Source organism: Streptomonospora mangrovi (assembly GCF_027604915.1).
Lineage (GTDB): Bacteria > Actinomycetota > Actinomycetes > Streptosporangiales > Streptosporangiaceae > Streptomonospora > Streptomonospora mangrovi.
The window spans coordinates 43,843-67,121 of the sequence record NZ_JAJAQC010000037.1 but is presented as its reverse complement, the minus strand read 5'-3'; the positions used below and the strand labels follow the sequence as shown (position 1 = coordinate 67,121).

The following is a 23,279-nucleotide window of genomic DNA, read 5'->3' as shown; positions in this document are numbered from 1 at the left end:
CGAAAATCCCCCCTTATCACGGCAATCGGCGGCCTAACCCTGTCCCTCGGCCTCGTCGCCGCCGCCACCACCGCGGCATCGGCCGACCCCGCCCCCGCCACCGCGGCCCCGCAGCAGTTCGCGGCCATGCAGAGCGACCTCGGCCTGACCGCGGCCGAGGCCCAGACCCTCCTCCGCCAGGAGGACCGCGCCCGTGCGCTCGAACGCGAGCTGCGGGCCGACCTCGGCGCCGACTTCGGCGGCGCCGTCTTCGACAGCGACTCCGGCGAGCTGACCGTCTCGGTCACCGACGCCTCGGCGGTCGAGGCCGTCGAGGACGCCGGAGCCCAGGCCGAGGTGGTCGAGCACGGCGAGCGGGCCCTCGACGCCGTCGTGGCCGACCTCAACGACTCCGCGCCCAAGCCCGGCACCGGCGTCACCGGCTGGTACGTCGACGTCGCCGCCGACACCGTCGTCATGACGGTCGAGCGCGGCGAGGAGGCGGCCGGCGAGGCGCTGATCGCCGAGGCCGGCGTCTCGCCCGAGGCCGTGCGCATCAAGGAGACCACGGAGGCCCCCGAGACCTTCGCCGACATCGTGGGCGGCAACGCCTACTACATCAACGGCAGCTCCCGCTGCTCCATCGGGTTCGCCGTGACCGTCGGGTTCGTCACCGCCGGCCACTGCGGCAGCACCGGCGCCTCGACCTCCGGTGCCTCCGGCGGAACCGGCCGGGTCTCCGGCTCGGTCTTCCCGGGCAGCGACATGGGCTACGTCACCGCCATCAGCAACTGGACCCCGACCCCGCGGGTCAACAACTACGCCGGCGGCTCGGTGACCGTGCGCGGCTCCAGCCAGGCCACCCTGGGGTCCTCCATCTGCCGGTCCGGCTCCACCACGGGCTGGCACTGCGGCACCATCCAGGCCCGCAACCAGACCGTCATGTACGCCCAGGGCATCGTGCGCGGACTCACCCGCACCAACGTCTGCGCCGAGCCGGGCGACTCCGGCGGCTCCTGGATCAGCGGCAACCAGGCCCAGGGCGTGACCTCCGGCGGCTCCGGCAACTGCCGGAGCGGCGGCACCACCTACTACCAGGAGGTCAACCCGATCCTCCAGCGGTGGGGCCTGACCCTCGTCACGGGGCCGCCCCCCCCCCCTCACCACGGGGCGCCCCCGGGGCCCCCCCCCGGGGGCCGCCCGCGCGCGGCGCGCCGCGCGTCGTCGCCTTCGCGGTCAGTCGTTCCAGAACGCGCTGTGGGTGTCGTCCTCGTCCTCGGGCTCGGCGGCGGCCTTGGCCTTGGACCGACGGGCGGGCTTGGCAGGCGCGGTCGCGGCGTCGTCCTCGGCGCGCGGCTTGCGCCGGATCCGCCCGCGCGGCGCGGGCGCGGCGGGCGCCTCCTCGGCGGCGGGCGCCTCGGGCGCGGCGATCGGGCCGGTCTTGGCGGCGATGGCCGGCGCGCCGCCGGTGTCCTCGGCCACCGGCCGGCCGCCGCCGGCGTGGATGCTCAGCGCCTCGTCCTCCACGTCGAGCATCCGCTGCACCGCCGCCGGCACGGCGGGCAGCCGCTCGCTGCGGAAGTGCGCGCCCAGCACCTCCAGGGCGTGGTCGCACAGCAGGCGCCGGCCGATCGCGGGCTGGACCCCGCTGAGCCGCTGGAGTTCGGGCAGGCGGATCTCGCGCAGCAGGCGGACCAGGGCGCGCATGCGCTCGCGGGTGCGGCGGTCGGCGATGGCGATGCACATCACCTCGGCCTCGGCGAGCGCGTCGGTGGGCTCGGCGCCGTCGGTCTCGGCGGCCTCGCGTTCGGCGATGAACACGCTGGTGAGCCGACGCGTGGAGTCGCGGGTGGCGATCCGGATCTCGCCCCGGCGGACGTGCCGCGCCTGGAGCCAGGTCACCACCACGCTGGTGACGAGGCTGATCGCGGCACCCGTCAGGACGAGCAGCAGGTCTTGCACGGGGACCTCCGAACGGAGTGCGGGGGGTGCGTGCCGTCCCGCTCGGCATCGGTTGAGCCGCGAGCATTCGCGAAGTACGGGCGGATTGTCAAGCTCGGCCGGCGCGCGCGGCACCGGGCGCGCGGGGGCGCGGAGCCGGCGGGAGCGGCCGCGTGAGGGCTTCGCGGAGCCGGTGCGGCGCCTGTTACCGCCGGTCACCCGGGTTGGGGGCCTTGACACGCCCGCGGCCGCCGATATCAACTGCTGCCACCCCGGACGCCGGCGCCGCGCCGCCGGCGCCGTTCGGGGGCGCCGGGCGCGAGGACGGACCGGTGGGGGCCGCCGATGAGGGGAGGGCGCGCCCGCGCCGGTCGCGAACCGGTCCTGGACCACCTGGGTCCGGGACCGGGCCCCGCGGCTTGGCGCCCCCGGGCCGCCGGTGCGGCGCGGGGTAGGCTGCCCGCCATGCCTCCGTACTCGCACGGCGCCCCCGGCGGCGCCTGGCGGCCCGCGCCGGGGTGGCCGGCGCCCGGCCAGGCCGGCGCGTCGGCGCTGCGGCCCAGCGCCTGCGCCCGCGACTACCTGCGGTTCCTCCTGGGGTACCTGCCGCTGCTGGGCGCCCTGTTCGTTGTCGTGATGTTGCTGGGCTCGATCTTCTTCGAGACCGCCGCGCAGGGCACGGGCACGGTCGGCGGGATCGCGGTGGGCCTGCTGGTGGTGGTGCCGATGGCCGGCCACCTGGTGTGGAAGCTGCGGCGCATGTTCACCGGCACCGTCGTGGTGGTCTCGGATCGGGGCGTGGAACTGCGCGACAGCGCGGGGTTCGAGGTGCGGCTGGCCTGGCCCGACGTGGTCGCGGTCGACACCGTGGTGGACCGCTTCAGTCCGAGCCGCGGCGTGCGCCTGGGCGACCGCACCGACCCGGGCGGCCCGGTGGTGCGGGCGCCGGAGTACCGCTCGCACGGCCTGATCGGCTGGGGCGACCGCGTGGTGCCCGCCCGCGCGCCGCGCTTCCTGCGCCGGCGCCTGGCCGCGCAGCCGCACGACCCCGCCACCGGCCGCCCGCTGGTGGCGGTCGGCTTCGGCGCGGCGGGCGGCGCCGGCCTCGACAACCCCCTGCTCCTGGCGGCGCGGCACCACCGCCCCGACCTCTTTCCCCGGGTCTAGCCCACCAGGCGGGCGGGGTTCGCCGGGGTCACTGGCCCGGCAGGGCGGTGAGCCGGTTGAGGAGCGGCACGAGCTGCGCCTCCTCGTAGTCGAGGTGGGCCGTCAGTTCGGCGGAGAGCCGGTCGAGTTCCTCGGCGAGGCGGTCGGCGCGGTCGCGGTCCGGCCCCTCCTCCAGTTCGGCGGCGACCTCGCGGATCCGGCCCATCAGCCGCGCGACCACGACGTGCTCGCGGCGCAGCCGCTCCAGGGCGGCGGCGAGTTCGGGGAAGTCGGCCCCCAGGGCCGGGAACAGCGCGGAGTCCTCCTCGGTGTGGTGCTCGTGCAGCCGGTCGCAGAAGGCCAGGCAGTGGCCGCGCAGTTGCTCGGCCGCCGGGGGCGCCGCGAGGCCGTGCGGCGGCAGGCCCCGGCGGAGCCGGTCGGCGTCCTCGCGCAGCGCGGCCAGGTCGCGCCGGAAGCCGCCGTGCAGTTTGACGAGTTCGTCGCCCCAGGCCACGAGGCGCTGGGCCGCGCCGTCGGCGGCGGTGTCGTCTGCCATGGGATGGGTCCTCTCCCCGTGCGGAAGGTTTTAGGTACGGTGTACGTGAAGCTGACGCAGTCCATCACGTACGTCGTACGTAGTCAAGAGGGGGGACCATGCCCGCACCGCGCAGGTTCAGCCGCAGGCGGCTCCAGGAGTCGGCCCTGGCGCTGGTCGACGCCGAAGGGCTGGGGGCGCTGAGCATGCGCTCGCTGGCGGCGGCGCTGGGCACCGGGGCGATGACGCTCTACAACTACGTCGAGGGGCGCGAAGGGCTGGAGGAGCTGCTGGTCGAGGCGGTCATGGCCGAGGCCGTGTGCGAGGGGGTGCCCAGCGACGACTGGCGCGCTGACGTGCGCGCCCTGGCCACGGCCACCTGGCGCGCGGTGCGCGCGCACCCCGACGTGATCCCGCTGATCCTGACCCGCCGCACCTTCGACGAGGCCACCCTGGTGCAGGGCGAGGCGCTGCTGGACGCGCTGGCGCGCGGCGGGCGGTCGGGGGCCGGCCTGCTGGTGGGCCTGCGCGTGGTCACCGGTTACGTCATGGGGTTCGCCCAGGCGGAGCTGGCGGGACCGCTCTCAGCCGGGCGCGGCGAGAGCGTCTCGGCGATCACCGACCGGGTGCGCGCGCTGCCGCCCGAGCGGTTCCCCCGCCTCATCGACGCCGCGGCCACCGCGGCGGGCAGCGACCCGCGCGCGGAGTTCGCGGCCGGGCTGGAGGTGGTCGTCGCCGGGCTGGACGCGGCGCCGCCGGCCTGAGGCCGGCCGGCGCCGCCGCGCGGGAGCGCCCTCAGCGCAGCTCGCGCTTGAGGATCTTGCCGGTGGCGTTCATCGGCAGTTCGTCGCGGAACTCCACGATCCGCGGGTATTTGTAGGCGGCCATGGCCTCCCGGCACCAGGCCACCAGCTCCTCCTCGGTGACGGCGGCGCCGGGCTCGCGCACCACGAACGCCTTGACCTCCTCGCCGTGGGTCTCGTGCGGCACGCCCACCACCGCCGCCAGCGAGACCGCCTCGTGGGTCAGCAGGACCTCCTCGACCTCGCGCGGGTAGACGTTGAACCCGCCCCGGATGATGAGGTCCTTGGCGCGGTCGACGATGTAGTAGTAGCCGTCGGAGTCGCGCCGGGCGATGTCGCCGGTGCGGAACCAGCCGTCGCGCATCACCTCGGCGGTGGCCTCGGGCCGGTTGTAGTAGCCCTTCATCACGTTGTGGCCGCGCACGGCGATCTCGCCGGGGCCCTCGCCCTCGATCGTGTTCCAGTCGGGATCGATCAGCTTCATCTGCACGCCCCAGATCGGGAACCCGATCGAGCCGGGCTTGGTGGGCCGGTGCGGCTGGTTGAAGCTGGCGGTGGGCGCGGTCTCGGAGAGCCCGTAGCCCTCCAGGACGCGCACGCCGAACGTCGCCTCGACGTCCTTGAGCACCTCCAGCGGCATGGCCGAGCCGCCCGAGACGGCCGTGCGCAGGGTGGTGGGCACCTCCAGGCCGCCGGCGCGCACCGCCGACACCATCGCCCAGTACATGGTGGGCACCCCGGCGAAGATGGTGACCTTCTCGCGGCGCATCAGCTCCACCGCCTCCACCGGCTCGAAGCGCGGCATCAGCACCAGCGCGCCGGCGCGGCGCACGGCCACGTTCATGACCGAGCTCTGCCCGAAGGAGTGGAACATCGGCAGCACCGACAGGGTGACGTCGCCCTCGGGGGAGCGCTCGGTCATCTCGTCGGAGACGATGGCGTTCATCAGCATGTTCTGGTGCGTCAGCTCGGCGCCCTTGGGGCGGCCGGTGGTGCCGCTGGTGTAGAGGATCACGGCGGTGTCGTCGGCGCGGGTGTGCGCCGCCTCGAACCGGTCGGAGGCGCCGCCGAGGGCGGCCCAGACGGTCTCGGCGCCCTCCACCGAGGACTCGGTGGCCAGCGGGGCGGCCGGCAGCACGAAGAAGTGCTCGGTCTTGGGCGCGGCGTCGAACGCCTCCTTGCCGCGCCGGCCCAGCGGCAGCTCGGGCGTGCCCTCGAAGCAGAACAGCGCCTTGGCGTCGGAGTCCTCCAGGTAGTAGGCGATCTCGCGGGCCTGCGACAGCACGTTGAGCGGGACCACCACCGCGCCCGCCTTGAGCGCGCCGAAGTAGACCGCCGGGAAGTAGGGCAGGTTGGGACACGCCAGCGCCACCTTGTCGCCGGGGCCGATACCGCGCGCCACCAGCAGGTTGGCGACCTGGTTGGCCAGCGCGTCCAGCGCGGCGTAGGGGAGGCGCAGGTCGCCGTGGACCAGGGCGGTGCGGTCGGGGTGGTTGCGGGCGCTGTCCTCCAGCAGGACGGCGAGGTTGAGCATGGGGGGTCCTCCTCCGTGCGGCACAGGGTGTGTCGGATGCCATAGTGGCAGAGAAGGATACCGACCGGTAGGTACGCCTAAGTCGCGTGTGGGCGGCCCGGACGGGGCGGGCCGCCGCGCGGTCAGTCCAGGCCCGGGTGCCCCACCAGTTCCAGGCTGCGCCGCCACAGTTCGGCGCGGGCCGCCGGGTCGTCGGCCTGGGCGTTGGGGCGGGCCGGGCGGGTGCGGTCGAAGAACGCGCCGGTGGTGCCGGCCAGGGCGGGGTCGGCCACCAGTCGGTAGGTGGCCTCAACACCCGCCTCCAGGGTGTCGACGTGGTGGCCGAGTTCGGTGAGGACCATCTTGGTCGGCATGTAGGTGGAGGGGTGGAGGCTGTTGACGGTGACCTCCTCGGCGGGCAGGCGGCGCGCCAGTTCCACGCCCGACATGATCTGGGCGAGCTTGCTCTGGCCGTAGGCGCGGATGCCGTGGTAGCCGCGCTCCAGCATGAGGTCGTCGAAGTCCAGGGCGTGCTGGCCCAGGGAGGCGACGTTGACGACGCGGGCGGGCGCCGAGGCGCGCAGCAGCGGCAGCAGGTCCAGGGTGATGGCGAACCCGGCCAGGTAGTTCACCGCGAAGCGGAGTTCGTGGCCGTCGGCGCTGGTGCGGCGGTCGCGGCCGTCGGGTTCGCCCGCGCCGATCCCGGCGTTGCTGACCAGGACGTCGAGGCGGTCGGTGTGCGCGCGCACCTCGGCGGCCAGCCGGTGGGCCTGGGCGAGTTCGGCGAGGTCGGCGCGGAAGGTGGCGGGCACCGCGCCCTCGGGGTGGGAGCCGCCGACCTCGGCGGCGGTGCGGGCCAGGCGGTCGGGGTCGCGGCCGTGCAGGAGGAGGGTGGCGCCGTCGCGCGCCAGGCGGTGGGCCAGGGCCCGGCCGAGGCCGTCGGTGGCCCCGGTGATGAGCACGGTGGGTGCGTTGGCCATGCGTCGTCCCTTGGGTCGCTGGGCTGGGATCGTGCGGGTCGGGGAGTCGTGTGCGGCCCCACGCTACTCATTCCGAGACGATACGGTCCGAATCTTTCCGCCCGCTCATCAACTGCGGAAAGTACTTGCCATAGTGGAAAGTAATTGCCATCATGTCCACTGGAGTGGCCCGGCGGTCCGTCCACCCGGCCCCCGCTCCGCACCCGTCACCCACCCACCGGCAGGAGGCCCCATGCAGCGGGAGGAAGCGCTCAAAGCCCTTGTGGCGGCGCAGGACATCACCGAGCGCGTGCGGCGCCGCGGGCGCTGGTACGCCGGGTACTCCGCCGGGTTCGGCGCGATCACCGTCGCGCTCGTGCTCGTGGTGGGTCTGTGGCCGTCACCGGCGGCGGTCGCGGTGGCCACACCCGTCGCCCTCGTGGGCTTCGCCGCGCTCACGGTCTACTGCCTGCGCCAGCCCATGAGCCCGCGGCGGCACGCCGCCGTGCACCTGACCTCGATGGCCGGGTGGGCGGCCGCCTACCTCGCCACCCTGGTCGTGGGCACCACCGCGTTCCCCGGAGCGGTGTGGTGGTGGGTGCCGGGAGCGCTGGTCTGCGCGCTGCCGCCGTTCGCGGCGGCGCTGTACACCCTGGCCCGCACGGCGGAGCCCCGGGCATGAGCCACCCCCGCGCCCGCCTGGACGACACCATCCACGCACCGGTGCGCTTCTCGATCATGGCGGCCCTGGCCGCCGCCGACGAGGCCGACTTCCGGTTCCTCCGCGACACCGTCGAGGTTTCCGACTCCGCCCTGTCCAAGCAGTTGTCCACCCTCGAGGGAGCCGGCTATGTCAAGGTCCGCAAGACGTTCGTCGGGCGCCGACCGCGCACCTTCCTCGGCCTGACCCCGCACGGCCGCGAGGCGTTCGACCGCCACGTCGAAGCCCTTCGCGACATCGCCGCGGGCGCGGGCGTCACCCCTCCCGAGCCCACGGCCGACCGGCCGCGCCCCGGTTAGACGGCGCCTGGTGGGGCGGGCGTGGCTCTGCCGGTCGGGGCCGCGCCGACCTCTCTCGGTGGGCGGGGCTCCGGTCGAACCGGCGAGGCGGGGCGTAGCCGACTCGGCCGAGCCGACCTCTCCGACGGTCCCGACGGTCTCGCCGCTGCGAAACCCGTTGACCTCCACCGTGCTTCAGGTCCCACAATGGCGGGCGCCGGTGCCCCGCCCCGGAGCCCGGCCGCACCCGAGCCGCGAGGAGCAGCCCATGCCCGACTCCCTGTCCGCCGACCTGTTCGACTCCGCCTACGAGCACCACTCCGCGCCCTGGGTGATCGGCGAACCCCAACCCGAGATCGTGGCCCTGGAGCGCGCCGGGGGGATCAGCGGCACCGTGCTCGACCCCGGGTGCGGCACCGGCGAGCACACCATCCACCTCGCCCGGCTCGGCTACGACGTGGTCGGGTTCGACTTCTCGGCCAGAGCCGTCGAACTCGCCCGCGCCAACGCCGCCGACAAGGGCGTCGAGGCCCGGTTCGAGGTGGCCGACGCCTTCGCCCTCGCCGACTCCGGGCGCCGAGTGGACACCGTGGTCGACAGCGCGCTGTTCCACGTGTTCGGCGACCCCGCCGACCGCGCCGCCTACGTCCGCAACCTGCACGCGGTGTGCCGCCCCGGCGGGCTGGTGTACGTGCTGGCCCTCTCCGACGCCGAACCCGGGTTCGGCCCGCGCATCGGCGACTCCGTCATCCGCGACGCCTTCGGCGCGGGCTGGGAGCTGGAGGAACTCCGCCCGGCCCGCTACCGGTGCATCGCCGTGGAGGGGGTCGCCGACTCCCTGGGCCTCACGCCCGGCGAGCCGGTCGACCAGGCGGCGTGGCTGGCCCGCGTCCGCCGGGTGTGACACCCCGCCCGGCGCCGCCCGGGTCCCGCTCGGCATACGCGGACCCGGACGGCGCCCGGGGCGTCGACCGCATCGGGCGGTGGGCGCATCAGGAGGAGGCGGGTCAGGGAGTAAGCGGGGTGCCCGACAGCGGGGCGGCCGCCGCGCCGTCCACGGCCACCGAGCGTTCGGCGGCCGCCGCGACCTCCCGCTCCGGGCGGCGGCGCGGCGCGGCACCATCCGCAACCATCCGCCCCGAGCACGGGTGACCGCGCGCCCGGACCCGCGCCCGACCTCGGTGCCCCGACACTGCCCAGCCGACCGCCCACGTGCCCGATGACCGCGTATCTGGAGTTGCGCTTGGCCTCGGTGCCTCGTTGCCGCCTCGGCCATCCGCCTTGAGGACCGATGGCCGCGCGCCTGGATTTCCGCCTCGCCTTCGCCCTTACGCCACCTCAACGAATCGGCCGAGACCCGGCAACCGCGCGCCTGGGAGTGCGTTCCGCTTAGCGCCTCGTCGCTGCCTCAGCCGTCCGTCGCGCTGGCCGGTGGTCGCGGACCGTGGGCTGCGCGTCGCCTTGGTGCCTTGTCGCAACGCCGGCCATCCGCCCCGGGTGCCGATGGCCGCGCGCGTGGACTCCCGCCTCGCCTCGGCGCCCCCGTTTCGGGCTCAGCTACCCGCACCCCGGATCCGGTGGTTGCCCTGCCGAGCCACTTGGCGTCGTCGTCTTCGCCTCGGCTCGGGCTCGGGTACTCACCGGCGGATCGGCTGATCATCCGCCGTCGTACGATCGCCGACTTTCCCGCCCGCGAACCGGCCTCCCGGCTTCGCCGACCGTCGGTGGCGGAGGCGGTCCGCCAGCAGCACAACCGCTCCCGGAAGTGTGCTGACCAGTGCCAGCAGCCCGTAGGCCACGGCGGCGCCGAACCCCTGGGCGGCGTCCAGGCCCACCGCCGCGAACCCGGCGGCCGCCGCCGACTCGCGCGGGCCCCAGCCGCCAAACCCCACGGGAATGCTCATCGCCATCAGCGCCACCACCAGGGCGGGCATCAGCACGGCCACCGGTGCCGCCACGCCCGCCGCGCGGGCGGCGACCACGAACAGCACCAGATAACCGGCCAGCGCAACCGCCGACAGCCCCAAGGCGCCGAGCCAGACCGCAGGCGCGGACGCCACCGCGCGGACCTCCCGCCCCAGTTCCGCGCCCACCCGCGCGAGCCGCCGACCGTGGCCGCCGACCACCGCCCAGACCAGCGCGCCGCCCACGATCACGGCCGCGCCCGCGAGCACCGCCGCAGCGGCGGCACCCGACGGCTCCGCCCGGTGCACGACGGCCGCCACCGTCGGCGCCGCCAGCGCCAGCACCGGCAGCGCGGCCCCCACCAGCACCACCTGTCCGGCCAGCCGCTCCAGCAGCACCGCCCGCGCCGCCCGGCCGGTGGCCCCCACCCGGCGGCCGTGGCGGAACGCGCGGTGCACGTCGCCCAGCACCCCCGTGGGCAGTACCGAGTTGAGCAGGAGCGCCCGGTAGTAGTCGGCCACGGCCGCCCGGAACGGCAACCGCAGGCCCAGCCCCCGCGCCACCACCACCCAGCGCCCCGCGCCGCACACCGTGGTCGCCGCGCCGATCCCCAGGGCGGCGACCACCGGCCCCGGGCCGAGCGCGGCCAGGCCCGCGCGCAGCGCGTCGTCGCCCAGCCGCCACACCAGCAGCGCGAGGATGCCCGCGCTCAGGGCCACCCGAACCCAGGCCCGCAGGCGATCGCTCGGGAAATCGACTCGGCTCCAGGCGCGCGGCCGCTTCGCCGAGCCCGCGCGGCCTCCGGCCCGCGCCCTCGCGCTCACGGCCCCGGCACGCCCTCCGCCCTCTGCGGCACGTCCGCCACCGCTGCGGGCACGGTTTCCCCCGCCGGGGCCGCGTCGTCTCCCGCCGAGGACATGCCTTCCGTACCCCCGGTCCCGCTCCCTGCCGCCGGGACCGCGTTTCCGGCTGCCTGGGCCGTGCCTGCCATCCCTTGACGTGCGGCCCCTGCCTCCGGGATCGCGCCTGCCGCTGTCTGTGCGGTGCCTTCTGCCGCTTGGACCGCACTCTCTGCCACCGGGATTGCGCTTTCCATCAGGGTCACGCCTGCCTCCGAGGGCGCGTCCGTCCTCGCCGCTCCCACCACCGTCCATCCACCCACCGGCGCCTCGGCCACCTCCACCGCATACGCGCCCTCCACCGCCTCGGCGCGCGTGCGCACGGCGGGGCGGCGCCCGGTCGCGCCCTCGCGGGCGGGCAGCGCCAGCAGGTCGGTGTGGTGCACCACCACCCGCAGGCCGCCCCGCGCGCACGCCTCCAGGCGGTCGCGCAGGTAGACGGCCGCCGATGAAGCGAGGTCGGGGCGCTGCTCCACGGCCGCGCCCACCCAGCCGCGCAGCCACTCCGCCGTCAGTCCCGCCTGGTCGGGGCCCAGCCGCCACGGACTCGACCGCGTCACCACCCGGGCGCCCAGGCGGCGGAACGCGGCGGCCGCTGCGGCGGGCGCGTCGGGGCCGAGCAGGCGACGGCCGCCCTCGGCGCGCCGCTGGTGGGAGTCGAAGGCCGCCGCGATCGCGCCGTCCAGCGGATCGGGCGGGACCAGTTCCACCCGCCCCATCACGGACAGGCTCAGCAGCACCGGGCAGCCGACCCCCGCGCATACCTCCGCGAGCGCGGCGACCTCCTCCGCCGTCAGCATGTCCAGCAGGGCCGACGCCGTCACCAGGTCCGCCGGGGCGAGGTCGGCCGGGCGCAGCCGGGTGAGGTCGCCGACGCGGACCTCCGCCGTGACCGGCACGCCCCCGAGGCCCGCGCGCGGGAGGTCGCCGCGCGCGCGGCCGAGCAGGTCGGCGTCGCGGTCGTGCAGCACCCAGTGCTGCGGGCCGATCAGCAAGGGCGCCAGCCAGCGGCCCATGGACCCGGTTCCGCAGCCGAGGTCGTGCACGACCAGCGGCCCGCCCCCGCTCGCGCCTCTGCCTCCGCTCGCACCCCTGCCCCCGCCACCGGCCCTTCCCCCGGCACCGCCCCCGCCCTGGCCACCGCCCCTGCCCTCGCCCCCGCTCCCGCGCCCGACCGGAGGCAGGGCGGCGCGCAGGACCGGCACCAGATCGGCGGAGCGCGCATCGGCGTCGGCGGCCTCCCGCAGCGCCAGCCACTCGGCGAACGGCATGGTCACCCGGCCGCCTCCTGCCGCGCGCCGGGGCGCGGCAGGGCCGCCACCGCCTCCAGGACGTGGTCCATGCGCCGCACCGCCTCCTCCCATGAGTCCAGCATTCCCCGCCGGGCCAGGGCCGCACCGCGCAGCCGCCGCCGCAGCGCGGCGTCGTCGAGCCAGGCGGCCAGGCCCTCGGCGAGCGCGTCGGCATCGGCGGCCGGCACCAGGATCCCGGGCACCGTGCCGTCGGGGGCGCGCCCCACGGTGTCGGGCAGGGCGTCCAGCCCCGGCGCGAGGACGGGGATGCCGCAGGCCAGCGCCTCGGCGACCGCCATGCCGAAGGTCTCGCCGCGCGAGCCCAGCACGGCGAGGTCGGCCGAGGCGTAGGCGGCGGCCAGTTCCGCTCCGGCCAGCGGCCCGCGCAGCCGGACGCGCCCGGCCAGGCCGTGCCGGTCGATCGCGGCGCGCAGCCGCTCCACGTGCTCGGGTGCGCGGTCCAGCGGACCTGCGAAGTCGCACCGCCACGGCCGGTCGGCCACCCGCGCCAGCGCGTCGACCAGCAGGTCGTGGCCCTTGCGCGGTGTGACGGCCGCGACCGACAGCAGGCGCGTGCGCCCGTCGGTGCCCTCGGCGACCGGCGCGGGCGCGGTGCCCGGCGCGACGACGTGGACGCGCTCGCGCGGCAGCCCGTGGTGGTCGGCCAGGCGGCGCGCGGCCCACCCGCTGGTGGCGACCACCGCCGCGGCGGAGCGCAGCACGCTCCGCTCGGCCGCGTCGAGCCGGGCGGCGACGTCGTCGGGTAGCCCGGTCTCGTCGGCCAGCCGCATGTGCGCCACCACGGTCAGCCGCAGCCGGCGCGCGTGCGGCACGACCGCCTCGGGCACGCCGCACACCACCAGCCCGTCGGCGAGGACGAGGGCTCCGTCGGGCAGCGCGGCCAGCTCCCGCTCCAGCCCGGCGAGGTCGGCGGGGGCGGGCCGGGGCCAGGCGCCGGGCACGGTCAGCCGGCGCACCGGCCGGCCCCGCGCGGCCAGGCCGGCGCAGACGTGCCGGTCGTAGGCGTTGCCGCCGCTGGGCGAGACCGGATCGTCCACCCCGCCCGGCAGCACGGCGTGCACCGCGCGCGCCTCCCGCCGTACCTCGCGTGCCTCCTGCCGTACCGGGCGGGTCACAGGTCGCGCTCGTAGGTCGCCCACGCGACGTGGGACTCCCGCAGCGTCACCGCCAGACCGGTGAGGCCGCGCGCGCCCTCACCCAGGGCGCCGGCGACGATTCGGTCGGCCAGGCGGTCGGCCACGACCTTGGCCAGGAACTCCGTGGAGGTGTTCACCCCGGCGAAGGCGGGTTCCTCGTCCAGGTTGCGGTAGTTCAGCTCGCCCAGCACCGCGCCCAGTTCGCGGGTTGCCAGGCCGATGTCCACGACGAGGTTGTCGGCGTCGAGTTCGGGCCGGCGGAAGACGGCGTCCACGACGTAGGTGGCGCCGTGCAGCCGCTGCGCCGGGCCGAACACCGCGCCGCGGAAGCTGTGGGCGATCATGACGTGGTCGCGGACGGTGATGCTGAACAAGGCGGCTCCTGGGCGGGGTCGGGGTGGTCGGTGATCGGGGGGCGGTGCGCCGCCGGCGGCTCCGGCGCCGTCGGGGCCCGGACCGGACGGCCGGCGCGGGCCCTAAACGCGCCGGTCCGGACCGGCGCGAACCGGCGACGCGCCGGCGCGGCCGGTCAGTCCGGGTAGACGATGCGGTGGGCCAGGCCGGGCAGGTCGCCGCCGACCAGCTGCGGCAGCACCGCCGGCAGGTCGGCGAACGGGCTCTCCCCCGTGATGAGGGCGTCGAAACGGTCGTCGGCCAGCAGCCGCAGCGCCACCTCCATCCGACCGGCGAAGCCGCGCCGGGCGCCGCGCGCGGGCGCGACCGTGCCGACCTGGCTGCCGCGCACCGTGAGTCGGCGGGGGTGGAAGTGCGCGCCCAGTGGCAGGCTGACGGTGCGGTCGCCGTACCAGCTCAGCTCCACCACCGTGCCCTCGTGGGCGAGCAGTTCCAGCGAGCGCCGCAGCCCCGCCTCGGTCGCGCTGGTGTGCACCACCAGGTCGCAGTCGCCGGCGGCGTCCTCGGGCGCGGCGAAGTCCACCCCCAGGGCGGCGGCCACCGCCGCGCGGTCGGGGTCGACGTCCACGAGCTGGACGCGGGCGCCCGGCAGGCCGGCGGCGATCGCGGCGACGCTCGCGCCGACCATGCCGGCGCCCACCACCGCGATCCGGTCGCCGACCAGCGGTGCGGCGTCCCACAGCGCGTTGACGGCGGTCTCCACGGTTCCGGCCAGCACCGCGCGCTCGGCGGGCACGTCGGCCGGCACGGGCGTGACCGCGTCGGCGGGCACCACGTAGCGGGTCTGGTGGGGGTAGAGGCAGAACACGGTGCGGCCGAGCAGGTGCTCGGGGCCCCGCTCGACCACGCCGACGTTGAGGTAGCCGTACTTGACCGGTCCGGGGAAGTCGCCCTCCTGGAACGGCGCGCGCATGGCGTCGCGCTGGCTCTCGGGCACGCCGCCGCGGAACACCACGGCCTCGGTGCCCCGGCTCACCGCGGAGTAGCGGGTGCGCACCAGCACCTGGCCGGGGCCGGGTTCGGCCAGGTCGACGGGCTGGATCGCGCCGCGGCCGGGCCGCTGGAGCCAGTAGGCGCGCGCTTCGGGCACAGGCGGTCCCCCTCCTCGTGCGGCGTCCGCCGCTGCGCCGGGACGCGGACCGCTCCGGCGCCGCTCGGTACGATACCCGGTGCAAGGTGATCCCGGTCATACCCGGGGAGGCGGTCATCGGCGGCGAGTCCACGCAGCGGCGCACGGGCGCCACGGGCGGCGGCCCGGCCCCCGGCGCGGGCGCGCCCGCGGCATCGCGCGCGGCGCGCCGGGCGGCGGGGGCGGCCGGCGTGGCGGTGGCGGGGCTGACGGCCGCGCTGTGGGCGGGCGTCGGCCTGGACGCCGCCGGTGCGGTGGCGGCCGCCTGCTACGCGCTCGGCCTGTGGCTGCTACTAGGCGCGGGCCTGCGGCGGGCGGGCGGGAGGTTCGGCCCCGCCGACGCGGTCACTCTCGTGCGCGCGGTGCTGGTGGGCGGCGTGGCCGCGCTGGTGGCCGACGGCCTGGTCGCCGACGGCCTGGCCGGCGGTCCGGAGCACCCGGGCGACCCCGCGCGGTGGGTCCTGGCGGCGCTGGCGGCCGTGGCGCTGGCGCTGGACGCGCTGGACGGCCGGGTGGCCCGCCGCACCCGCACGGTGTCGCCGCTGGGCGCGCGGTTCGACATGGAGGTCGACGCGGTGCTGCTGCTGGTGCTCAGCGCGGACGCCGCCGCCGGGCCGGTGGGCGCGTGGGTGCTGGCCATCGGGGCGATGCGCTACATGTTCGGCGGGGCGGGCCGGGTGCTGCCGTGGCTGCGCGCGCCGCTGCCCCCCTCGACGGCCCGCAAGGCGGTGGCGGGGGCGCAGGGGGTCGTGCTGGTGGCGCTGGCCGCCGGGGTGCCGGTGGTCGCGGCGCCCTGGGCGGCGCCGGCGGCGGCCGGCGCCGCGCTGGCGCTGCTGTGCTGGTCGTTCGGGCGCGACGTGGTGTGGCTGTGGCGGCACCGGGCGGTGCGGCAGAAGTCCGGCACGGGATCCGGACCGAACGCCTGAGAGATCCGGATCGGTGGCGTAGGGTAACCGGACGACCACATTCGTTCGTGGACCGCGGGCCATGTGCCCGTTTTCCCGTAATTGCACCCGAAAGGACACTCGATGCGGCTGCCCCGACGGATCGTCGCGACCGGCCTGCTCGCCCTCGGCCTGTTCGGGGCGGCGGGCGGCGCCGCCTCGGCCGGGACGTTCCACGACGACGCCTACCGCGCCTGCAACACCGCCCAGGAGTCCGGCGGCCTGGTCGGGCTGAACATGAACGTGTTCACCCACTGCGTCGGCGACTCCGACCGCTGAGGCCGCCGCGCCGCCGCGCCGGGGTACGGGGGCGCCCGGCGCGGCCCGCCGCCCCGGCGCGCCCCGGGCTCAGGCGGTCTTGAGCACGCCGCCGTCGATCACGTAGTCGGACCCGGTGATGTTGGCCGCGCGCGGCGAGGCGAGGAAGAGCACCACGTCGGCCACCTCGCGCGGCTCGCTCACCCGGCCGGTGGTCACCGCGAAGGTCTCCGGCAGCAGCCGGTCCATGACCTCGTCCACGGTGATGCCGGCCCGCGCGGCGAAGCCGTTGGCGAAGCCGTCCTCCTCGGCCGTCCACATGGGTGTGCGCACCGGCCCCGGCGACACCGTGTTGACCCGGATCCCGCTGGCGCCCAGCTCCTCGGCCAGCGCGCGGCCGACGTTGGTCAGGGCCGCCTTGGAGGCGGAGTAGTGCACGATGCTCGCGGCGGGCATGCGCGCGTTGACCGAGCTGACGTTGACGATCGCGCCGCCGCCCCGCGTGGTCAGCACGGGCACGGCCGCGCGGGTCACGCGCACCGTGCCGAACAGGTTGAGGTCGAAGACGCGCCGCCAGGCGTCGTCGTCGGCGCTGACGAAGTCGGGGGCGGGCTCGCTGACGGCGGCGTTGTTGACCAGGACGTCGATTCCGCCGTGGGCGTCGACGGCGGCGCCCACCAGTTCGGCGGCGGCCTCGGGCCTGGCCAGGTCCGCGGTGACGACCGTGGCGCCGTAGGCGTCGCGCAGTTCGGCCAGTTCGGGGGTGACCGTGCGGCTGGCGGTGACCACCCGCGCGCCCTCCTCGGCCAGCCCCTGGGCGACCGCCAGGCCGATGCCCTTGCTCGCGCCGGTGACGACGGCGACCTTGTCGGTGAGGTGAAGATCCATAGCCAGGATCCTGGCCGCCGGGCGCCGCGCGGTCTGGCGGAAAACCGCCGTCGAACTCGCAGGCCCGCGCGGGCGGCGCCCGCCGGGCGGGCAAAAGTCGCGGCGGCGCCGGATCTTTGGGGACGTCCCGGGTATACGGCTCAGCATGGGAGTGCTACGCAAACAGCTTCAGCGACTGCTCGCCGCCCCGTTCATCGTGGACTCGGTCGAGACCCTGCGCGACCCCGAGCCGCGGGCCGAGGCGCTCGCGCCCATGGTGAGCCGGCTCTCCAAGAGGTATGCGTGGGTGCCCGACAACCCCGTGCTGGTGGTGCGGGTGCAGGCCGCCGCCGGGGTCGGCGCCGGCACTCTGCTGCTGCTCGGCAAGGGCACCCGGCTGGCGTGCGTCGTCATGGCCGCCCAGGCGGTGCCCTCGATCGTCGCGGCGGCCCAGGGCCAGGCCGTGCCCTCGGCGCGCGAGGGCGCGATCAAGGACCTCGGCCTGCTCGGCGCCCTGGTGCTGGTGGCCACCGAGCCCCGGCGGCGCCCGCCCAAGGTGGTCTACGACGCCCAGCACGCGGTGCACCACGCCCGCCGCTCCACCGCCCGCGCCCGCAAGCGGGCGGGGCGCGCGGCGCGCCGGGTGTCCACCCGGATCGACCCCCGGTCCAGCTAGACACCGGCCGTCTCCGTTCGGGCGGCCCGCCGCACGCGGTGCCGCCCGTCCGGCTGTCGGGGGCGGTCGGGGTGGTTGACGCGGCATCGCCGCGCGGTCATTATGAACACGCGTTCATGAACACCCGTTCACGATGCTGCGCACCATCCCCCAGCGGCGGAAGGCCACCCCGATGAGCACAGTCGTCAACACCGAGCAGTCCCGCGCCTGGAACGGCTACGAGGGCGCCCACTGGGCCGAGCACCAGGCCCGCTACGACGCCGTCAACAGCGGCTTCAACGACCCCCTCCTCGCGGCCGCCGCCATCGGCGCGGGCGAGCGCGTCCTGGACATCGGCTGCGGATGCGGCCAGGTCACCCGGCTGGCCGCGCGCCGCGCGGCGCCCGGCGGCGCCTTCGGTGTCGACCTGTCCGGTCCGATGCTGGCCCGCGCGCGGGCCACCGCCGCCGAGGAGGGGGTGGCCAACGCCGCGTTCGAGCAGGCCGACGCGCAGGTGCACCCGTTCCCGCCCGGCGCCTTCGACGTCGCCCTCAGCCGGTTCGGGGTGATGTTCTTCGCCGACCCGGTCGCCGCCTTCGCCAACGTCGCCCGCGCGCTGCGCCCCGGCGGCCGGCTCGCGCTGCTGTTCCTGCGCGGGATGGACCGCAACGACCTCGGTGCCGTCTTCGCGGCCGCCGCCCCCTACCTGCCGGTGGAGAGCGGTGAGGACGGGGTGCGCGGCGCGGTGTCCATGGCCGACCCCGACCACGTCCGCGCGGTGCTGGAGGCCGCCGGGTTCACCGGGATCGGCGTCCGCGAGGTCCGCGCGCCGCAGGTGTGGGGCGCCGACGCCGAGGACGCCGGCGCCTTCCTCGCCGGCTGGGGGCCGGTGCGCCACCTCCTCGACCGCGCCGACGCGGCCTCGGCCGCCAAGGCGCGCGACGCCATCACCGGGGCGCTGCGCGCGTTCGAGTCCGGCGGCGCCGTGCGGCTGACCGGCGCCGCCTGGCTGGCCACCGCCCACCGCCCCGAGGGCTGAGGCGGGGTCGGGCCGCCCGGCGCCGCATACGATGACCGGTGATGTCACCCAGAACAGCGGCCGTCCTGCGCGACGGCGGCGGCGGGCCGTCGCTGCGCGACCACCTCGTCGCCGCCGCCGAGCGCCTGGTCGCCGAGCGCGGCGCCGCCGGACTCACCGTCCGCGACATCGCACGCGAGGCCCGGGTCGCCGCCGGAGTGCTCTACAACCACTTCGCCGACAAGGAGGAGCTGCTGGCCCTGGCGCTGCACGCGCACGTGCGCGCGGCCGAGCGCGCGCTGGGGCCGCTGCCGGTCGCCGGCACCGGCGGTGTCGAGGACAACCTGCGCGCGATCGTGCGGCACGGCATCGCCCTGCACCGCGCGATCCTCCCCGCGTTCGCCGGCCTGGCCTCCCGCCCCAAGGTGCTGGAGCGCTTCGCGGCGCTGCCCAACCCGCTCGCCGACGGGCGCGGGCTGCGCGCCGGGATCGCCGAGTACCTGCGCGCCGAGCAGCGCCTGGGGCGGGTGGCGGCCGGGGCGCGGTGCGAGGCCGTGGCCACCATGGTCGTCGGCGCCTGCCACGAACTGGTCCTGCCCCCTCCGGGACCCCTGCCCGGCGCGGCGCCACCCGAGGTCGCACCCGAGGTGGTGGACGACCTGGTCGCCGCCGTGCTGGACGGCGTCCGCCGGCGCTGAGCGCTCGGGCGCGGGCGGTGGCCCTTACCCCCGCGCCCACGCCGCCACGGACTCGGCCACGAACCGGGCGCGCTCGGCGGGGGGCACGCGCGGCAGCTCCACCAGCTCGTAGCCGTGCTCGGTGTAGGCGGTCACCATGGCGTCGTAGGTGCGCTCGGCCTCGGCGGGGGACTGCCGCCGCTCGCCGTCGGTGCGGTAGATCTCGGGCCAGGGCGGGGCGACGAAGACTCGGCGGTGGTAGCGGACCCGGCGGGCGGCGGCCGCCACGTGCTCGGGCACCGGGCGGCCCGACAGCCGCAGGTAGCCGAGCACGTCCACCACGCCCCGGTCGAACACCACCGCGCCCTCGGCGGCGGCCGCCTCGCGGTGGGAGCGCATGTCCCACGCCAGCATCAGCTCGGCGAACAGGCCGGGGTCCGCCCAGGGCAGCCCGCGCCCGCCGATAGCCGCCTGGTCGCGGATGACGGCGCGACCCGCCTCGGGCGCGCAGGCCAGGCCCAGCGGCCGCAGGTGGTCCAGCAGGGTGCTCTTGCCCGAGCCGGGACCACCGGTCACGACGAAGAACCGGTCGGTCCCGCGCTCGGCGGTGGGGACGGCGGCGGTCATGGGTGTCTCCTTCAAGGGTTTCAGCGGACAGGGGACAGGGCTGCGGGGCAGGGGATCAGAGGGTGTCCGCCCACAGCGGAAGGGGATGGGGCAGCGGCCGGGGAGTAGAGGCCGGGGAGCAAAAAACGGGGACAAGGTGTCCGAAACCTTCAAGACCTGCGGGGGAGCCACCGCCTAGCGTGGGCCGTATGACAGCACGATTCAGCGCGGTGGAGATCGTCGCCGCCGACATGGGGAAGTCCCTGGCGTTCTACCGGAGCCTCGGCCTGGACATCCCCGCCGAGGCCGACGGCGAACAGCACGTGGAGTACAAGGTGGGCGGCGGGGTCAGCATCCTGTGGGACACCGTGGAGGTCGTCCGGTCCATCGACCCCGACTGGCAGCCGTCCGCCGGGGGAGGGGTCGGCATGGCGTTCGCCTGCGACGACGCCGCCGAGGTGGACCGCCTCTACGCCGACCTGGTGGCGGCGGGCCACACCGGCGAGATGGAGCCCTGGGACGCGTTCTGGGGGCAGCGCTACGCGGTGGTGGTGGACCCCGACGGCAACCACGTCGACCTGTTCGCGCCGCTGCCCGGCGCCGCTACGTAAGGGTACCCAACGGCACGCCGGCCAGCGCCCGCACCTCGCGCGAAAGGTGCGCCTGGTCGGCGTAGCCGGTCGTGGCGGCGACCTCGGCGTAGGCCGTGCCGGCGCGCGCGGCCTCCAGCGCCCGGGTGAACCGCAGGATCCGCGCCAGGGTCTTGGGACCGTATCCGAACGCCGCCGTGCTCTTGCGGTGCAGCCGCCGCGTGTCCAGCCCGGTGGCCTCGGCGACGGCGGCCACGGACGCGCCCCGGGCCAGGTGGCCGGCGACCGCCGCCATCACCGGGTCGACGCCGCCCGCCTCGCGCAGCCGCTCGGCGGCCAGGGCCTCCAGCACGGCCCCCGGCCCGGACTCCCCGGCCTTCTCCGCGATGCGCCGCACCTCACCCGCCGGCCAGACGTCCTCGAGTTCCACCCGCTGATCGCGCAACTCCCGCGCGGGCACCCCCAGCACCGCGGGCCCCATGCCGGGCGGCAGCCGCAGCCCCACGACCGGTCCGTCCGCGCTCCACGCCGCGAAGTGCGCCGCGGTGTCGGGCCCGGCCACCACCAGCCGCCCCGCGCACCACAGCAGGTCCATGCACCCGTCGGGCATCACCCGATGGTCCTCCCGCCCGGCGACGGCCGCCCCCCGCCACACCACGGCCCCCGCCACCCGCGACGCACGTTCCCGGTACACCCCTCCAGTCTGCCACCGCCCACCCAACCCGGCCCGAACCCGTGCGGCGACCACGAAGCGTGACGAACTCGCGGGCGCGCGGCGTGCCCTCGGGTGCTACGTGCTGTTCTGGGGTCGTTTCTCCGAATGCGACAACTCGGTAGGGAGGGGATTTCCGCCCCTCCGAAGGCTCGGGGTAGTACCGTCGTTGTCAACCTTGGTGGCCACTTGTTGTCTCATTCCGGACGGGCCGCGTTGTCTCGGTGGTCGGGGGAACGTCTTCTAATCCGACCAACGGACTGAGGAGTTCTCATGGAGCGCCTTTGGGATGCCGATCCCACCGCCGGTTTCAGACGCCGCCTCGGAAAGACGGCCGCCGAACTGCGCAAGAGCCGTATTGACAACGACTGCCCGGAGATCTGGGAACTCGACAACGGTGACATCGCGATCGTGGGCCGCGATGCGACGCAACGATATGCCGATCGCCTGCCGCCGGGTATGAGCATCGGCTCCGACGAGCGCCTGGTTATCATCCCTGGAGTGATGCTTCGTGCCGCAAAACCTGACATCCCAGATGCTTGACGCTGTTCGTGCGGCTGACGGGCGTGTCATGGACCGGCCCGCCTACCACGCTGACGCCGCGGCACTGCGGGCCGACCCCGACATGGTCGGGGACGTATGGAAACTCGAACGGTCGCAGGTTTTCTACGAGGAGGGAGACCCCGCGTGGCAGGCTTTCCTCGCCAACGACTGGAAACGCGTCCTCGAGATCTTTGAAAGCGAGCGTCCGGCGCTGCACGAGGGGATCGCGACCTATACCAGGCAAGGGCTGCGCCTGCGGCGGCTGCGCGTAGTCGAGAATCCGTTGACCCCGTACTTGCGTTGGGAGATGCAGAGCCACCGGGTTTTCGTTGAATGCGGGTACGAGATCGGTGTTCTCGAAGCCGAAGCGGTGCGTCAGCATGAACACCGGTCCCCTCTTCCCGAACTCATGGTCTACGGGCGCCGGGTCATTTACCACGTCCGTTACGACGACCGCTGGGCTCCCGCCGGAGCCAAGCGCATCGACGACCCCGTGCTCGCGAACTGGGCCGCCGACTTCGTCTCGGGACTCTACGCGCGATCGCAGCCGTTCCTGGACTTTTTCCACCGGGAGGTCGGGACGGCGGCGCCGGCGTCCGCCGGCGGCGACTGACCGGGGCGCGGCGGGGCTGAGTGCGGCTCAGTCCTGGGCGACCAGGTCGATGATGCTGGCCTCGGGGCGGCAGGCGAAGCGGACGGGGGCCGTGGGGGAGGTGCCCAGGCCGCCGGAGACGTGGAGCCAGGTGCCGGCGTAGCGGTGCAGGCCCCAGGCGCGGCGGCGGTCGATGCCGCAGTTGGTCACCAGGGTGCCGTAGAACGGCAGGCAGAGCTGGCCGCCGTGGGTGTGGCCGGCCAGCAGGAGCTGGTAGCCGTCGGCGGCGAAGCGGTTCAGGTTGGCCGGCTCGGGGGAGTGCAGGACCCCCAGGCGCAGGTCGGCGTCGGCGTCGGCGGTGCCCGCCACCTTGTCGTAGCGGTCCAGGCCGATGTGGGAGTCGTGCACGCCCGCGGCGGCGACCCGGCGGTCGCCCGCCTTGATCACGCCTTTGCGGTTGTTGAGGTCCAGCCAGCCGGCGTCGGTCATGGCCGCGCCCAGTTCGCGCCACGGCAGGTCGGGCACGGTGCGCTTGTTGTAGTCTTCGCGGCTGCTGCGCCACAGGTACCGGGCCGGGTTCTTGAACTGCGGCGAGTACATGTCGTTGGAGCCGTAGACGAACGCCCCCGGGCGCTCCAGCAGGGGGCCCAGCGCCGAGATGAACGGCTCGACCGCGTCGGGGTGGGCCAGGGAGTCGCCGGTGTTCACCACGAAGTCGGGTTCGTGGTCGGCCAGCCCGCGCAGCCAGTCCAGCAGCATGCGGCGGCCCGGGGTGAGGTGGGCGTCGGAGATGTGCAGCACGCGCAGGCGCGGGCTGCCCGGGTCCAGCAGCGGGATCTCGTAGTGGCGCAGGCGGAACCAGTTCCGTTCGATCACCGCCGCGTAGCCGATCCCCGCCAGGCCCACCGCGCCCGTGATGGCGGCGGCCGTGCCCGCCGTCCGCAGCGCCTTCCGCAATGTCGTCACCGTCACCGCACCTCCCGACTTCCGATGGTGTCAGACATCCGCACCGGATGTGACGGTCCGGGCGCCTTCGCCGGGCGGTGATCGCTCACGTCCCGGCCCGCGCGCCCCCGTTCGGTTGGCGGGTCCCGGTGCCAGGCGATGTGCCCGGCGGCGGGTCCGCGACCTCCAAGACCGTGCGCC

28 protein-coding genes and 1 pseudogene are annotated in these 23,279 nt (G+C 75.7%); 14 read left to right on the top strand and 15 right to left on the bottom strand.

The genetic code is table 11. The features are described from left to right. Positions 1-126 precede the first annotated feature (126 nt). Positions 127-459, top strand: a pseudogene (locus LG943_RS27705) (alpha-lytic protease prodomain-containing protein); the annotation flags it as partial. 338 nt (positions 460-797) lie between these two features. Here the strand turns inward: LG943_RS27705 and LG943_RS27700 are convergent. Together LG943_RS27700 and LG943_RS19750 are read right to left on the bottom strand one after the other, a co-directional pair. Next, positions 798-923, bottom strand: coding sequence for a hypothetical protein (locus tag LG943_RS27700; protein WP_333486402.1), 126 nt, complete (start codon positions 921-923; stop codon positions 798-800). A 292-nt stretch (positions 924-1,215) separates the two neighbouring features. Next, positions 1,216-1,941, bottom strand: a complete 726-nt coding sequence (locus tag LG943_RS19750; protein ID WP_270073800.1) for a hypothetical protein — start codon at positions 1,939-1,941, stop codon at positions 1,216-1,218. 444 nt (positions 1,942-2,385) lie between these two features. On the opposite strand from LG943_RS19750, the gene LG943_RS19745 reads away from it, so the two are divergent. Then, positions 2,386-3,087, top strand: a complete 702-nt coding sequence (locus tag LG943_RS19745; protein ID WP_270073799.1) for a hypothetical protein — start codon at positions 2,386-2,388, stop codon at positions 3,085-3,087. A gap of 28 nt (positions 3,088-3,115) precedes the next feature. Here LG943_RS19745 and LG943_RS19740 read toward each other — a convergent pair whose 3' ends face one another. Further along, positions 3,116-3,622, bottom strand: a complete 507-nt coding sequence (locus LG943_RS19740) for a hemerythrin domain-containing protein (protein WP_270073798.1) — start codon at positions 3,620-3,622, stop codon at positions 3,116-3,118. Between the two features lie 98 nt (positions 3,623-3,720). On the opposite strand from LG943_RS19740, the gene LG943_RS19735 reads away from it, so the two are divergent. Beyond that, positions 3,721-4,365: a TetR/AcrR family transcriptional regulator gene (locus LG943_RS19735; RefSeq protein ID WP_270073797.1), complete on the top strand. Its 645-nt coding sequence runs from the start codon at positions 3,721-3,723 to the stop codon at positions 4,363-4,365. Positions 4,366-4,396: 31 nt separating this feature from the next. On the opposite strand, the gene LG943_RS19730 is transcribed toward LG943_RS19735, so the two are convergent. Next, entirely contained in the window at positions 4,397-5,938 is a 1,542-nt protein-coding gene (locus LG943_RS19730) for a long-chain-fatty-acid--CoA ligase (protein WP_270073796.1), read from the bottom strand. A 122-nt stretch (positions 5,939-6,060) separates the two neighbouring features. Next, a complete protein-coding gene (locus tag LG943_RS19725) occupies positions 6,061-6,897 on the bottom strand; it encodes an SDR family NAD(P)-dependent oxidoreductase (protein WP_270073795.1) in 837 nt (278 codons plus the stop codon). A gap of 232 nt (positions 6,898-7,129) precedes the next feature. On the opposite strand from LG943_RS19725, the gene LG943_RS19720 reads away from it, so the two are divergent. The 3 genes from LG943_RS19720 (at position 7,130) to LG943_RS19710 (ending at position 8,779) form a co-directional block, all read left to right on the top strand. Next, the gene (locus tag LG943_RS19720; protein ID WP_270073794.1) at positions 7,130-7,558 is read left to right on the top strand and encodes a hypothetical protein; all 429 of its coding nucleotides are present in this window, start codon (positions 7,130-7,132) and stop codon (positions 7,556-7,558) included. Continuing rightward, entirely contained in the window at positions 7,555-7,896 is a 342-nt protein-coding gene (locus LG943_RS19715; RefSeq protein WP_270073793.1) for a winged helix-turn-helix domain-containing protein, read from the top strand. The genes LG943_RS19720 and LG943_RS19715 overlap by 4 nt, the downstream gene beginning before the upstream one ends. 247 nt (positions 7,897-8,143) lie before the next feature. Further along, positions 8,144-8,779 carry a class I SAM-dependent methyltransferase gene (locus LG943_RS19710; RefSeq protein WP_270073792.1) on the top strand — a complete coding sequence of 212 codons (636 nt, stop codon included), beginning with the start codon at positions 8,144-8,146 and terminating at the stop codon, positions 8,777-8,779. A gap of 103 nt (positions 8,780-8,882) precedes the next feature. Here LG943_RS19710 and LG943_RS19705 read toward each other — a convergent pair whose 3' ends face one another. The 6 genes from LG943_RS19705 to LG943_RS19680 all read right to left on the bottom strand — a co-directional run bounded on the left by LG943_RS19705 (position 8,883) and on the right by LG943_RS19680 (position 14,632). Then, on the bottom strand, positions 8,883-9,008 hold the full coding sequence (locus tag LG943_RS19705) for a hypothetical protein (RefSeq protein WP_270073791.1): 126 nt from the start codon (positions 9,006-9,008) through the stop codon (positions 8,883-8,885). Between the two features lie 504 nt (positions 9,009-9,512). Then, positions 9,513-10,499 carry a lysylphosphatidylglycerol synthase transmembrane domain-containing protein gene (locus LG943_RS19700; protein WP_270073790.1) on the bottom strand — a complete coding sequence of 329 codons (987 nt, stop codon included), beginning with the start codon at positions 10,497-10,499 and terminating at the stop codon, positions 9,513-9,515. 101 nt (positions 10,500-10,600) lie between these two features. Further along, positions 10,601-11,950, bottom strand: coding sequence for a methyltransferase domain-containing protein (locus LG943_RS27695; RefSeq protein WP_333486404.1), 1,350 nt, complete (start codon positions 11,948-11,950; stop codon positions 10,601-10,603). A 2-nt stretch (positions 11,951-11,952) separates the two neighbouring features. Next, positions 11,953-13,107 carry a glycosyltransferase family 4 protein gene (locus tag LG943_RS19690; protein WP_333486400.1) on the bottom strand — a complete coding sequence of 385 codons (1,155 nt, stop codon included), beginning with the start codon at positions 13,105-13,107 and terminating at the stop codon, positions 11,953-11,955. Next, positions 13,104-13,502 (bottom strand): 6-pyruvoyl trahydropterin synthase family protein, encoded by a 399-nt coding sequence (locus tag LG943_RS19685; protein WP_270073788.1) that lies wholly within the window; start codon positions 13,500-13,502, stop codon positions 13,104-13,106. Before LG943_RS19685 ends, LG943_RS19690 begins: the two co-directional genes overlap by 4 nt. Positions 13,503-13,657: 155 nt before the next feature. After that, a complete protein-coding gene (locus LG943_RS19680) occupies positions 13,658-14,632 on the bottom strand; it encodes a zinc-dependent alcohol dehydrogenase (RefSeq protein ID WP_270073787.1) in 975 nt (324 codons plus the stop codon). Between the two features lie 86 nt (positions 14,633-14,718). Between LG943_RS19680 and LG943_RS19675 the strand changes: the two genes are divergently transcribed. Then, entirely contained in the window at positions 14,719-15,597 is an 879-nt protein-coding gene (locus LG943_RS19675; RefSeq protein WP_408648619.1) for a CDP-alcohol phosphatidyltransferase family protein, read from the top strand. Positions 15,598-15,699: 102 nt separating this feature from the next. Beyond that, a complete protein-coding gene (locus LG943_RS19670; RefSeq protein WP_270073786.1) occupies positions 15,700-15,894 on the top strand; it encodes a hypothetical protein in 195 nt (64 codons plus the stop codon). Positions 15,895-15,963: 69 nt separating this feature from the next. Here LG943_RS19670 and LG943_RS19665 read toward each other — a convergent pair whose 3' ends face one another. Further along, on the bottom strand, positions 15,964-16,761 hold the full coding sequence (locus LG943_RS19665) for an SDR family NAD(P)-dependent oxidoreductase (protein WP_270073785.1): 798 nt from the start codon (positions 16,759-16,761) through the stop codon (positions 15,964-15,966). A 145-nt stretch (positions 16,762-16,906) separates the two neighbouring features. Here LG943_RS19665 and LG943_RS19660 point away from each other — a divergent pair, with 145 nt between their 5' ends. The 3 genes from LG943_RS19660 (at position 16,907) to LG943_RS19650 (ending at position 19,111) form a co-directional block, all read left to right on the top strand. Next, positions 16,907-17,416 (top strand): DoxX family membrane protein, encoded by a 510-nt coding sequence (locus tag LG943_RS19660; RefSeq protein ID WP_270073784.1) that lies wholly within the window; start codon positions 16,907-16,909, stop codon positions 17,414-17,416. 172 nt (positions 17,417-17,588) lie between these two features. Then, entirely contained in the window at positions 17,589-18,434 is an 846-nt protein-coding gene (locus LG943_RS19655; protein WP_270073783.1) for a class I SAM-dependent methyltransferase, read from the top strand. 41 nt (positions 18,435-18,475) lie between these two features. Continuing rightward, positions 18,476-19,111 carry a TetR/AcrR family transcriptional regulator gene (locus tag LG943_RS19650; protein WP_270073782.1) on the top strand — a complete coding sequence of 212 codons (636 nt, stop codon included), beginning with the start codon at positions 18,476-18,478 and terminating at the stop codon, positions 19,109-19,111. 24 nt (positions 19,112-19,135) lie between these two features. Here LG943_RS19650 and LG943_RS19645 read toward each other — a convergent pair whose 3' ends face one another. After that, a complete protein-coding gene (locus LG943_RS19645; protein ID WP_270073781.1) occupies positions 19,136-19,717 on the bottom strand; it encodes an AAA family ATPase in 582 nt (193 codons plus the stop codon). 188 nt (positions 19,718-19,905) lie between these two features. On the opposite strand from LG943_RS19645, the gene LG943_RS19640 reads away from it, so the two are divergent. Further along, a complete protein-coding gene (locus LG943_RS19640; protein WP_270073780.1) occupies positions 19,906-20,307 on the top strand; it encodes a VOC family protein in 402 nt (133 codons plus the stop codon). Here LG943_RS19640 and LG943_RS19635 read toward each other — a convergent pair. Beyond that, entirely contained in the window at positions 20,300-20,896 is a 597-nt protein-coding gene (locus LG943_RS19635) for a helix-turn-helix domain-containing protein (protein ID WP_270073779.1), read from the bottom strand. The two genes, LG943_RS19640 and LG943_RS19635, sit on opposite strands and share 8 nt — an antisense overlap. 375 nt (positions 20,897-21,271) lie before the next feature. Between LG943_RS19635 and LG943_RS19630 the strand changes: the two genes are divergently transcribed. Together LG943_RS19630 and LG943_RS19625 are read left to right on the top strand one after the other, a co-directional pair. After that, positions 21,272-21,541, top strand: a complete 270-nt coding sequence (locus LG943_RS19630; RefSeq protein WP_270073778.1) for a hypothetical protein — start codon at positions 21,272-21,274, stop codon at positions 21,539-21,541. Further along, positions 21,510-22,154, top strand: coding sequence for a DUF6879 family protein (locus LG943_RS19625; protein WP_270073777.1), 645 nt, complete (start codon positions 21,510-21,512; stop codon positions 22,152-22,154). Before LG943_RS19630 ends, LG943_RS19625 begins: the two co-directional genes overlap by 32 nt. 27 nt (positions 22,155-22,181) lie before the next feature. On the opposite strand, the gene LG943_RS19620 is transcribed toward LG943_RS19625, so the two are convergent. Next, on the bottom strand, positions 22,182-23,099 hold the full coding sequence (locus LG943_RS19620; protein ID WP_270073776.1) for a metallophosphoesterase: 918 nt from the start codon (positions 23,097-23,099) through the stop codon (positions 22,182-22,184). Between the last annotated feature and the right edge of the window lie 180 nt (positions 23,100-23,279).

Bases quoted from the DNA above. Each gene is read 5' to 3' on its own strand.
- LG943_RS19705 (WP_270073791.1), bottom strand. From the start codon at position 9,008: ATGGTTGCGGATGGTGCCGCGCCGCGCCGCCGCCCGGAGCGGGAGGTC.
- LG943_RS19735 (WP_270073797.1), top strand. From the start codon at position 3,721: ATGCCCGCACCGCGCAGGTTCAGCCGCAGGCGGCTCCAGGAGTCGGCC.
- LG943_RS19745 (WP_270073799.1), top strand. From the start codon at position 2,386: ATGCCTCCGTACTCGCACGGCGCCCCCGGCGGCGCCTGGCGGCCCGCG.
- LG943_RS19660 (WP_270073784.1), top strand. From the start codon at position 16,907: ATGGGAGTGCTACGCAAACAGCTTCAGCGACTGCTCGCCGCCCCGTTC.
- LG943_RS19710 (WP_270073792.1), top strand. From the start codon at position 8,144: ATGCCCGACTCCCTGTCCGCCGACCTGTTCGACTCCGCCTACGAGCAC.
- LG943_RS19645 (WP_270073781.1), bottom strand. From the start codon at position 19,717: ATGACCGCCGCCGTCCCCACCGCCGAGCGCGGGACCGACCGGTTCTTC.
- LG943_RS19720 (WP_270073794.1), top strand. From the start codon at position 7,130: ATGCAGCGGGAGGAAGCGCTCAAAGCCCTTGTGGCGGCGCAGGACATC.
- LG943_RS19635 (WP_270073779.1), bottom strand. From the start codon at position 20,896: ATGCCCGACGGGTGCATGGACCTGCTGTGGTGCGCGGGGCGGCTGGTG.
- LG943_RS19715 (WP_270073793.1), top strand. From the start codon at position 7,555: ATGAGCCACCCCCGCGCCCGCCTGGACGACACCATCCACGCACCGGTG.
- LG943_RS19665 (WP_270073785.1), bottom strand. From the start codon at position 16,761: ATGGATCTTCACCTCACCGACAAGGTCGCCGTCGTCACCGGCGCGAGC.
- LG943_RS19725 (WP_270073795.1), bottom strand. From the start codon at position 6,897: ATGGCCAACGCACCCACCGTGCTCATCACCGGGGCCACCGACGGCCTC.
- LG943_RS27700 (WP_333486402.1), bottom strand. From the start codon at position 923: ATGACGGTCTGGTTGCGGGCCTGGATGGTGCCGCAGTGCCAGCCCGTG.
- LG943_RS27695 (WP_333486404.1), bottom strand. From the start codon at position 11,950: ATGCCGTTCGCCGAGTGGCTGGCGCTGCGGGAGGCCGCCGACGCCGAT.
- LG943_RS19640 (WP_270073780.1), top strand. From the start codon at position 19,906: ATGACAGCACGATTCAGCGCGGTGGAGATCGTCGCCGCCGACATGGGG.
- LG943_RS19655 (WP_270073783.1), top strand. From the start codon at position 17,589: ATGAGCACAGTCGTCAACACCGAGCAGTCCCGCGCCTGGAACGGCTAC.
- LG943_RS19730 (WP_270073796.1), bottom strand. From the start codon at position 5,938: ATGCTCAACCTCGCCGTCCTGCTGGAGGACAGCGCCCGCAACCACCCC.
- LG943_RS19650 (WP_270073782.1), top strand. From the start codon at position 18,476: ATGTCACCCAGAACAGCGGCCGTCCTGCGCGACGGCGGCGGCGGGCCG.
- LG943_RS19630 (WP_270073778.1), top strand. From the start codon at position 21,272: ATGGAGCGCCTTTGGGATGCCGATCCCACCGCCGGTTTCAGACGCCGC.
- LG943_RS19740 (WP_270073798.1), bottom strand. From the start codon at position 3,622: ATGGCAGACGACACCGCCGCCGACGGCGCGGCCCAGCGCCTCGTGGCC.
- LG943_RS19670 (WP_270073786.1), top strand. From the start codon at position 15,700: ATGCGGCTGCCCCGACGGATCGTCGCGACCGGCCTGCTCGCCCTCGGC.